This is a genomic window from Vibrio sp. 1562, from assembly GCF_033340155.1.
In the GTDB taxonomy this organism is placed as follows: domain Bacteria; phylum Pseudomonadota; class Gammaproteobacteria; order Enterobacterales; family Vibrionaceae; genus Vibrio; species Vibrio alginolyticus.
Genome location: NZ_JAWOVY010000601.1, coordinates 1 through 573 on the forward strand (window position 1 = coordinate 1; position 573 = coordinate 573).

Below are 573 nucleotides of genomic sequence, written 5' to 3' on the forward strand. Positions count from 1 at the left end.
TTTATTGCCCAAGTACTCGGGCTCAAATCGGCTATCCAAAGTAGTGGAGCAGGTATCGATTCAACTGGCCAAATGAAGCCCGCTAAAAAGATGAGAGGCATTGAACTGACTAGAACCACTAAGGTGACCAGTTCTCTTCTTGGTAGTAGATAGCCAAGCCAAAAGCCTGGCCCACAACAACCCAGCAAGAACGGGAAGAGCATGGTTAAGAGCTCACCTGCTTTGGCAATGTGATTCACACTCAGACGTTCGAAGCTAAAACCAAAGTAATACGCGCTCAGTAAGTAATAAATGGCAATAAACACCAACGTTCTTACCAATAACAATGACCCGGTTGATACCTGAGACCAGTAGCCTCGACCATGACGCTGTGAACCGGTTTGCAAGACAACCGCCATAATAAGTGTTTGCTGCAAAATCAGCACAAAGACAGCAGGAACCACGTATTCGATATAGCCCATCGTTGGGTTGAAGGTCGGTTTCATATTCAGCTTGATAGCAGAGTAATTGTGGCTCGCCAAACTAAGCGGTACGCCTTCAATCACCATTTTACTGACTTTAACTTGTGCGCCT

General features: G+C 45.9%; 1 protein-coding gene. It reads right to left on the bottom strand.

What is annotated here, in order from left to right; all coding sequences use genetic code 11:
- Window positions 1–573: ABC transporter permease (locus R7Z49_RS26635; protein WP_318112669.1), on the bottom strand; the 573-nt coding region annotated here is incomplete at both ends.